General features: G+C 63.6%; 10 protein-coding genes and 2 pseudogenes. 7 read left to right on the plus strand and 5 right to left on the minus strand.

Going from position 1 to position 7722, the window contains the following annotated elements; genetic code table 11:
- The 3 genes and pseudogenes from RHBS_RS20930 to RHBS_RS20940 all read right to left on the minus strand — a co-directional run.
- Positions 1-508: pseudogene (locus RHBS_RS20930) on the minus strand (ATP-binding protein); the annotation flags it as partial.
- A 17-nt stretch (positions 509-525) separates the two neighbouring features.
- The gene (locus RHBS_RS20935) at positions 526-1170 is read right to left on the minus strand and encodes a hypothetical protein (RefSeq protein WP_121870437.1); all 645 of its coding nucleotides are present in this window, start codon (positions 1168-1170) and stop codon (positions 526-528) included.
- Complete coding sequence (locus RHBS_RS20940; RefSeq protein ID WP_121870436.1) at positions 1167-2204, minus strand: endonuclease domain-containing protein; 1038 nt, start codon at positions 2202-2204, stop codon at positions 1167-1169. The genes RHBS_RS20935 and RHBS_RS20940 overlap by 4 nt, the downstream gene beginning before the upstream one ends.
- A gap of 238 nt (positions 2205-2442) precedes the next feature.
- On the opposite strand from RHBS_RS20940, the gene rplN reads away from it, so the two are divergent.
- From rplN to RHBS_RS20960, 4 genes are read left to right on the plus strand one after another with little or no spacing between them, the layout of a single operon-like run.
- Entirely contained in the window at positions 2443-2811 is a 369-nt protein-coding gene (rplN, locus tag RHBS_RS20945) for a 50S ribosomal protein L14 (RefSeq protein WP_032397538.1), read from the plus strand.
- The gene (rplX, locus tag RHBS_RS20950; protein WP_032397537.1) at positions 2812-3129 is read left to right on the plus strand and encodes a 50S ribosomal protein L24; all 318 of its coding nucleotides are present in this window, start codon (positions 2812-2814) and stop codon (positions 3127-3129) included.
- A 1-nt stretch (position 3130) separates the two neighbouring features.
- The gene (rplE, locus tag RHBS_RS20955) at positions 3131-3703 is read left to right on the plus strand and encodes a 50S ribosomal protein L5 (RefSeq protein WP_008718275.1); all 573 of its coding nucleotides are present in this window, start codon (positions 3131-3133) and stop codon (positions 3701-3703) included.
- A 4-nt stretch (positions 3704-3707) separates the two neighbouring features.
- Positions 3708-3893, plus strand: a complete 186-nt coding sequence (locus RHBS_RS20960) for a type Z 30S ribosomal protein S14 (protein WP_008718273.1) — start codon at positions 3708-3710, stop codon at positions 3891-3893.
- A 92-nt stretch (positions 3894-3985) separates the two neighbouring features.
- Here RHBS_RS20960 and RHBS_RS20965 read toward each other — a convergent pair whose 3' ends face one another.
- Positions 3986-4681, minus strand: a complete 696-nt coding sequence (locus RHBS_RS20965) for a hypothetical protein (protein WP_121870435.1) — start codon at positions 4679-4681, stop codon at positions 3986-3988.
- Position 4682: 1 nt separating this feature from the next.
- Positions 4683-6050, minus strand: coding sequence for a glutamine synthetase family protein (locus tag RHBS_RS20970; RefSeq protein WP_121870434.1), 1368 nt, complete (start codon positions 6048-6050; stop codon positions 4683-4685).
- Between the two features lie 396 nt (positions 6051-6446).
- Between RHBS_RS20970 and rpsH the strand changes: the two genes are divergently transcribed.
- The 3 genes and pseudogenes from rpsH to RHBS_RS20985 form a co-directional block, all read left to right on the plus strand.
- Positions 6447-6845 carry a 30S ribosomal protein S8 gene (rpsH, locus tag RHBS_RS20975; protein ID WP_008718266.1) on the plus strand — a complete coding sequence of 133 codons (399 nt, stop codon included), beginning with the start codon at positions 6447-6449 and terminating at the stop codon, positions 6843-6845.
- Between the two features lie 14 nt (positions 6846-6859).
- Positions 6860-7399 carry a 50S ribosomal protein L6 gene (rplF, locus tag RHBS_RS20980; protein WP_032397535.1) on the plus strand — a complete coding sequence of 180 codons (540 nt, stop codon included), beginning with the start codon at positions 6860-6862 and terminating at the stop codon, positions 7397-7399.
- A 1-nt stretch (position 7400) separates the two neighbouring features.
- Positions 7401-7722, plus strand: a pseudogene (locus RHBS_RS20985) (50S ribosomal protein L18); the annotation flags it as partial.

The following is a 7722-nucleotide window of genomic DNA, read 5'->3' on the forward strand; positions in this document are numbered from 1 at the left end:
GGGGGTGAACCTTGTACACCGCAGTGACGAAATCGTTCAACGTGTCCGAGTCGATCATGTTCTCGCCCATGATCTTTGCACGCTGATCCTCGGGGATCTCGCCGATCTCGCACAGGCGTCGGAGCAACAGCCCGAGCTGGCTGTCCGATCCGCGTCCCGACGGACGCATCAGGTCGTCGAGCATCCCCATCAGCGTCGAGCGCCAGAATCCGGCAGCGTCGAGCAACCTGATCAGAAAGAAGTAGCCGCCCTTGAGCTGCACTTCTTCTCGTACCTGGCCGAGCAGATGCGTCTTGCCCGAACCGGCCGGGCCGCGCACGACGACCCCCAGCGGACTGGCGTCATCGGAGGCGTCCGCGTCGTCGTAGGCATTCATCACCTCGAGGAACACACGTTCGTGCATTCCCGGCACGTGCACGTTCGACTGCGAACGCCACACGTCGTCGGGGGTCGGTGCCCAGCTCAACCGCACCGATTCGAGAGCTCGGATCTGCTCGTTGTCCGTCATCGTCGACTCAACGCCCATCATGGTTCGATCGAGAGAAGGTGGTTCTGCTGATTTCCGACGACGACGGCCGCGGCGCGTTCCTCATCGGTCAGCGTCTTCTGATTTTCCTCGGGTATCAACGAGACGTCTGCCGCGCGACGCAGACGCGCAAGGGCGTCATCGAGATCGCTTCGAGGTATGTCGCGCAACTCGTTTCGCAGCCTGGAGAGCCGAACGGTGCTGCCGGGTTCGCGCGCGAGCCGGGCATAGGCCGCGCGAATCGAGCCTTCGATGTCGACCGTCGTCTCGGTCTTCTCGACGGGCGCAGGCTCATCTGTTCGCGGCGAGAACACATCCGCCGGGCGGCTGTCGGTGCGATCGAGCCACCGACGCAACCCCGCCAACACGGTGAACATGGCCTTACCGGCACCGGTCGATCGAGCCGGTGGTTCCCCACCGATGAGTTCGCCGCAGATCCGCCACCCCTTGTCGGTGAGTTCGAGTGTCATCGGAGTGACGTTCCGGTTCACGTCGATAAGACCGGACTTCTCCAGTTTGTCGCGGGGTGTCTTCTTGAGTTCGGGGCCCATCGTCTTGAGCTCGGAGTTCTTGACCGGACTCGCTTCGGCCATCAGGACGAGCAGCACTGCTATTTCGGTCCCGTTCAGGTCTTCGGTACTCATCGAGGATCCCCCTTCGATCGTCTTCTCGATACTGCCTCGCGGATGGTAGCGACCGCACGTTGCGGATCGTCGATCACCTGAGCGTTGGTGAAGCGCAACACCATGTAGCCGTGTGTCTGCAGCTGGTTGTCACGGACGCGGTCCTCGGCGAACCGGTCGACGGCCCGATGCTCGTTGCCGTCTATCTCCACCACGACCTTCTCGGTGCGCCACAGTACGTCGACAGTGAACGGACGGCTGAGCTCGCCGAGTCGGATCGAGCGGTTGTGCTCACGCCCGGTGGCCCAGTCGTGGGCGTCCAGCGCGCGACACAGGCGCTTCTCGGGTTCGCTTGCCGGGTGAGGGTGACCCGCGATCGGGGGATAGCTCAGCGGTCGGAATCGGTCGAGGACAGTGCTGACACCATCGGGTACTTCCGGCGCACGTACCGAGACCGACGGGAATCGGTCCATGTTCGAGGCCCCGTCGCCAGTCACCCACACGGCGGCCTCGGCGTGGGCGCACAACCATTCCGCCGCCGCTGCGACGACTCCGGCATCCATTCCGGCGGGCACGACCAACACGAGGGCAGCAGTGCTTCGATGCTGAGCCGAGGCAAGGACTCGGGCCGACCCTGCGGCTCGGGTCTCGACGGTGAATGCGGTTCGACGCGGCAACCGGCCCGCGACCGCGGCGTCTGCGAGTGACCCGACGTACGGGCCGAAGTGTGCGGTGTCGCCGGCGAGCCGCACAGCCGCGACGCGTGCAGCGCGCCGATCCAACGTCGACGAGCCTTCGTGGTGATCGAGTTCGGTGAGCAACAGCGGAATCGAGTCGACTGCCGCGTTCTCTAACTCCGCGACCACCGCATCGACGAGATCGACGGCACGACTCGCCGTCGTGGGATCGACCGCGAAGAACACGATCGAGGGCGAATCCGACGGCAGAGGATTCACGGACTCGGCGAGTTCGCGCTCGGTGGCACCGTGCAGTCGGACGACGCGATCCAGTGGCAGACTCGACCACCATCCGCCGTCGTCATCCGTCGACGTCATCGCCGCGCCTCGCTGATCCCAAGATGTCCCATCCCCGAAACCGTACCGAGAGTTCCGAGTTCGCAGGCGACGGCCGGTGCTGGAGCGAAAGCGATTTGGATCCCGGGGGTCGGTTCCCCTACACTTGACCGGTTGCCTGTGGCAGCGGTGTCCCTTCGTGTGCCCGCACCCAGCAGCCGACCGCGCGTGTCGGGACGGAAATCCGGCACGTACGTACATCCAGGTCAAGGAGAAGTTAGTGATTCAGCAGGAGTCGCGAGTACGCGTCGCTGATAACACGGGCGCGAAGGAAATCCTTTGCATCCGCGTTCTCGGTGGTTCGTCACGTCGCTACGCCGGAATCGGCGACATCATCGTAGCTACGGTGAAGGACGCCATTCCCGGTGGAAACATCAAGAAGGGTGAGGTCGTCAAGGCCGTCATCGTCCGCACCATCAAGGAGCGTCGCCGTCCGGATGGCTCGTACATCCGTTTCGACGAGAACGCTGCGGTGCTGATCAAGCCGGACAACGATCCCCGTGGAACTCGTATCTTCGGCCCGGTCGGCCGTGAGCTGCGTGAGAAGAAGTTCATGAAGATCGTCTCGCTCGCCCCGGAGGTGCTGTAAATGAAGGTGCACAAGGGCGACACCGTTCTCGTGATCGCAGGCAAGGACAAGGGTGCCAAGGGCAAGGTCATTCAGGCCTACCCCGCTGACTCCAAGGTTCTCGTCGAGGGTGTGAACCGCATCAAGAAGCACACCGCGGTCTCCGCCAACCAGCGCGGAGCATCCTCGGGTGGCATCGTCACCCAGGAAGCCCCGATCCACGTATCGAACGTCGCAGTGGTCGACTCGGACGGCAACCCCACTCGCGTGGGCTACCGGACCGACGAAGAAACCGGCAAGCGCGTTCGTGTTTCCCGGAAGAACGGGAAGGACATCTGAGATGACTACCACCGAAAACATCGCGGGCGAACAGCCCCGCCTCAAGGCGCGCTACCGCGCCGAGATCAAAGACGCCCTGAACACCGAATTTGCATACGAGAACGTCATGCAGATCCCCGGCATCGTCAAGGTCGTCGTCAACATGGGTGTCGGCGACGCCGCCCGTGACGCCAAGCTGATCAACGGTGCAGTTGCCGACCTCGCTGCCATCACCGGCCAGAAGCCGGAGATCCGCAAGGCACGCAAGTCCATCGCACAGTTCAAGCTGCGCGAAGGAATGCCCATCGGCGCACGCGTCACCCTCCGTGGCGACCGCATGTGGGAGTTCCTCGACCGTCTGGTCTCCATTGCCCTTCCCCGAATCAGGGACTTCCGCGGCCTCTCGGGCACGCAGTTCGACGGCAACGGAAACTACACGTTCGGCCTCAACGAGCAGTCGATGTTCCACGAGATCGACGTGGACAAGATCGACCGTCCGCGCGGCATGGACATCACCGTAGTAACCACCGCAACCAACAACGAAGAAGGCCGCGCGCTGCTCAAGCACCTCGGCTTCCCGTTCAAGGAGAACTGAGTCCATGGCGAAGAAGGCATTGGTCAACAAGGCCAACAAGAAGCCGAAGTTCGCGGTGCGTGCATACACTCGCTGCAACCGCTGCGGCCGTCCCCATTCCGTGTTCCGCAAGTTCGGCCTCTGCCGTATCTGCGTGCGCGAGATGGCACACGCCGGAGAGCTTCCCGGAGTTCGCAAGAGCTCCTGGTGATCTGAGGCCTCCGGGCTTCACCACACCACGCTGATGGGCGTGGGTTCCGAAAGGAACCCACGCCCATTTCGCGTTTGCTCACCTCTCCCATCTCATACCGACCACACGTCGTTTCGTAGATCGAGTGACCGAGTCAGATCCAGCGCAGCACGACGGCCGTCGTTGTCGACAAACAGAAGAAGGCCACGCTCGGACATCGACGACGCGAGAGCGTCGATGGGAACGGTTCGACATCCGGGTGGCATACCCGAGACTCCGAGCTCTCGATAGGTATCGGCGATCCCGACCACGTCCTCGACAGTGTCCATTCCCAGGATGGTCACGAAATGGCCTACGCTCCAATCGAATTCGGTCAGTTCCGCGGTGTGGACGTTCGCCAGCAGGCCGAATCGGAACTGTACGTCGGCAAGGCGGGCGAGTAGCAGGCGCAGACCCTCGGCACCGGGCCCCATGATCGGAACCACTGCGACGCGTCCTTCGGTCGCCGTCTCGATACCCGTCGCAAGACCTGCCGCTGTGGTCCCGGCCGTGTCGATCGATGCGGCCCTCGGAAGGGAATCCCACCCGTCGGTGAGCCTCGGCGTTCCGGGAGGGCGGGCCGAGTCGATCTCGCCCGGCCAGATCGCGGATCCCGATGCGATCGCGAGCGCAGTGACGTCCGGTGTGTCGCCGACGACGGCGGTCAGCGCTATCGATGCCGAGAACGGTCCGCAGAGCTGATCCGGTTGTGGCAGAGCGCTGTCGAGGGCCGAGACGATTGCGCCTACGCCGGGGAATTGTCGCAGCATGTCAGTAGATCCAGCGCAGCGATTCCAGCAGTTCGTCCTCGGTGTGGCTCTCCGCCCACGCGGCGTCGGCGTCCCGGCAGGCTACGAATGCGCCCAGAAGCTCCACGCCCAACACGTCTGCGACCAGCGTGGACGACAGTAGGTTCTCACGTTGTTGCGCATGCGTCGTCGCGAGTGGGGAGATACCGGCGGCGTCGCGACGGGCATCGTCCCAGCCGCCCACATCCTCCTGAACCGGTGGCGACAACTGCGCGTCATCCGCCACTCCCGACAGGCCGGCCGCGATCGTGACGGCAAGCGCCAGGTACGGATTGGCGGAAGCGTCGCACGCCTTCAATTCGACGTTGGTGTGATTCGGACCGAGTAGAGGGGTAGCGGGTACGAGCCGTACTGCAGCCTCCCGGTTCTCGACGCCCCAGAAACCGAAGGCACCGGCCCAGTAGCCGGGTCGACGTCGGAGCAAGGATCCCGAACTCGGTGCAGTAACGGCGGTGACTCCCGGCAGCTCTCGAACCAGGCCTGCGATGTACGACTGCCCGGTATCGGACAATCCATGGTCACCGTCTCCGGTCAGAGCGTTCCGGCCGTCGCGAACCAGCGACGTGTGCAGGTGCCATCCGTTCCCCGCATTGCTCGACGAGGGCAGGGGAGCGAAGCTTGCCCGCAGGCCGTGAGCTTTCGCCGCCGCGTGGATGGTTTGCCGCGCGAGAACTTGCGCATCGGCCGCAGCAAGTGGATCGAGTGGAGCGAGCGCGATCTCGAGCTGGGAACTGCCGTACTCGGCATGAATCTGACCGATGCTCACACCGTTCGCAGACAGGGCGTGCAGCAGCGATACGACGAAGTCGTCGACATCGCGTAGTGCGTTGGCGGAGTACGCAGGTCCGCGATGAGCGGACATGCCGTCCGATTCACGGGTCAGGGCGAACTCGATCTCGAATCCGGCCCGCACCTCGAAGCCGGCATCGGCAGCCAGTTGCACCTGGCGCTCGAGAACCGCGCGTTGATCGTAGGGCCAGGGCGAGCCGTCCGCCGAGAGCTGCCTGCCATGTATCCAGGCAAGCCCTGGTTGGTCGGAGAGCGCGACCACGCTCGACGCGCTGTCGATCACCGGAATCAACCGCACATCGCCCGACGGCGTCGACAATCCATCGTGGGCGAAGGTGATCCCGTCGTGCGAATCGAAAACCGCGAACACCGCGGTGACCCCTACTCCGCGACGTGCGACTGCGGTCAATTCTGCGGTCGGTACGGTGCGCGATCGGACAATGCCGTTGTTGTCGACCCACCCGATCGTCACCCCGGCGATGTTGCGGTCGCGCAGAGTGTGGGTGAGGTGGTCGATGTCGACTGCCTTCGAGTCCGTCATGGTCCGACGTTAGCGAAGAACTGGACGCCGGGGTGTCCGACTGGACCCGAGCCGTCGCACAATGGTAAGGCGATTTGGTCTTCGGGGGTGCGATGCCTACACTAGAGCGGTTGCCCGGGCTTCGTCGTGCCTGCACGCGAGTCCTTGCAATACAGAACGCAACCTCGAGTTCTCCGTACGTCAGCATCGAAATGCGGAAGCTCGAAACACCTGGCAGTGCAGCGATGCATTGCTTGGAGCGCAACCCCTGACCGGCAACAGTCGGTCAGGACATGTTCACTTCGTTGTAGGCCCACGATGTGACGAGCCAGGCCCGCCGGGTTTTCGAGAATCCAGGGGCACCAGCTCGCGCGTGCTGCATGGGAACCGCTGCGAGAAAGGTGCACAGGTCACACCATGACGATGACCGATCCAATTGCAGACTTCTTGACCCGTCTGCGCAACGCCAATTCGGCGTACCACGACGAGGTGAAGCTTCCCCACTCGAAGCTCAAGGCGAACATCGCCGAGATCCTCAAGCGCGAGGGCTACATCTCCGATTACCGCACGGAAGACGCCGAGGTGGGCAAGACCCTCATCGTCGATCTGAAGTACGGCCCGAGCCGTGAGCGCAGCCTCGCCGGCGTGCGACGCGTCTCCAAGCCCGGTCTCCGGGTATACGCAAAATCCACCAATCTGCCCAAGGTTCTCGGCGGCCTGGGCGTGGCGATCATCTCCACGTCCACAGGTCTGCTCACGGAGCGTCAGGCGGCCAAGCAGGGTGTGGGCGGAGAAGTCCTCGCCTACGTCTGGTAGGGGAGGCCACCACCATGTCACGTATTGGAAAATTGCCGGTACCAGTCCCCGCTGGAGTCGATATCACCATCGACGGCCAGAACGTTGCGGTCAAGGGCCCCAAGGGTGCCCTGAGCCTGACGGTCGCCGAGCCCATCCAGATCGCTCGCGCCGACGACGGCACCATCGCCGTCACGCGGCCCGATGACGAGCGCAAGAGCCGTGCACTGCACGGACTCTCGCGCACTCTCGTCGCGAACCTCATCACCGGTGTCACCAACGGTTACACCAACAAGATGGAGATTCACGGCGTCGGTTACCGCGTCGTACTCAAGGGCAAGGACCTCGAGTTCGCACTCGGTTACAGCCATCCCGTGCTGATCGAAGCACCCGAGGGCATCACGTTCACGGTCGAGTCGCCCACGCGATTCACCGTTGTCGGCATCGACAAGCAGAAGGTCGGTCAGATCTCTGCCAACATTCGTCGTCTGCGGCGTCCGGACCCGTACAAGGGCAAGGGCATCCGCTACGAGGGTGAAGTGATCCGCCGCAAGGTCGGAAAGACGGGTAAGTGATATGAGCCAGCAAACAGCAGACAAGGCGAACGTCGTCAAGCGCACTCCGCGTGGCACCGACGTCTCGACGAAGCGTCGCCTGTCGAAGGCACGTCGTCACTTCCGCCTTCGCAAGAAGATCTCCGGTACGCCCGAGCGTCCCCGCTTGGTCGTCAACCGGTCCTCGCGTCACATCCACGTGCAGTTGATCGACGATCTCGCCGGCCACACGCTGGCCAGCGCGTCGAGCATCGAAGCCGATGTGCGCGCCTCGAGGGCGACAAGAAGGCCGTCAGCGCGAAGGTCGGCGAGCTCATCGCCAGCCGCGCGAAGGCAGCCGGCGT

Origin of the sequence: Rhodococcus sp. BS-15 (assembly GCF_000813105.1) — a bacterium.
Classification (GTDB): Bacteria; Actinomycetota; Actinomycetes; order Mycobacteriales; family Mycobacteriaceae; genus Rhodococcoides.

What these genes read in the sequence shown, in the direction of transcription:
- rplF (WP_032397535.1), top strand. Translation starts at nt 6,860, where the DNA reads ATGTCACGTATTGGAAAATTGCCGGTACCAGTCCCCGCTGGAGTCGAT.
- RHBS_RS20970 (WP_121870434.1), bottom strand. Translation starts at nt 6,050, where the DNA reads ATGACGGACTCGAAGGCAGTCGACATCGACCACCTCACCCACACTCTG.
- RHBS_RS20940 (WP_121870436.1), bottom strand. Translation starts at nt 2,204, where the DNA reads ATGACGTCGACGGATGACGACGGCGGATGGTGGTCGAGTCTGCCACTG.
- rpsH (WP_008718266.1), top strand. Translation starts at nt 6,447, where the DNA reads ATGACGATGACCGATCCAATTGCAGACTTCTTGACCCGTCTGCGCAAC.
- RHBS_RS20960 (WP_008718273.1), top strand. Translation starts at nt 3,708, where the DNA reads ATGGCGAAGAAGGCATTGGTCAACAAGGCCAACAAGAAGCCGAAGTTC.
- RHBS_RS20935 (WP_121870437.1), bottom strand. Translation starts at nt 1,170, where the DNA reads ATGAGTACCGAAGACCTGAACGGGACCGAAATAGCAGTGCTGCTCGTC.
- rplX (WP_032397537.1), top strand. Translation starts at nt 2,812, where the DNA reads ATGAAGGTGCACAAGGGCGACACCGTTCTCGTGATCGCAGGCAAGGAC.
- rplE (WP_008718275.1), top strand. Translation starts at nt 3,131, where the DNA reads ATGACTACCACCGAAAACATCGCGGGCGAACAGCCCCGCCTCAAGGCG.
- RHBS_RS20965 (WP_121870435.1), bottom strand. Translation starts at nt 4,681, where the DNA reads ATGCTGCGACAATTCCCCGGCGTAGGCGCAATCGTCTCGGCCCTCGAC.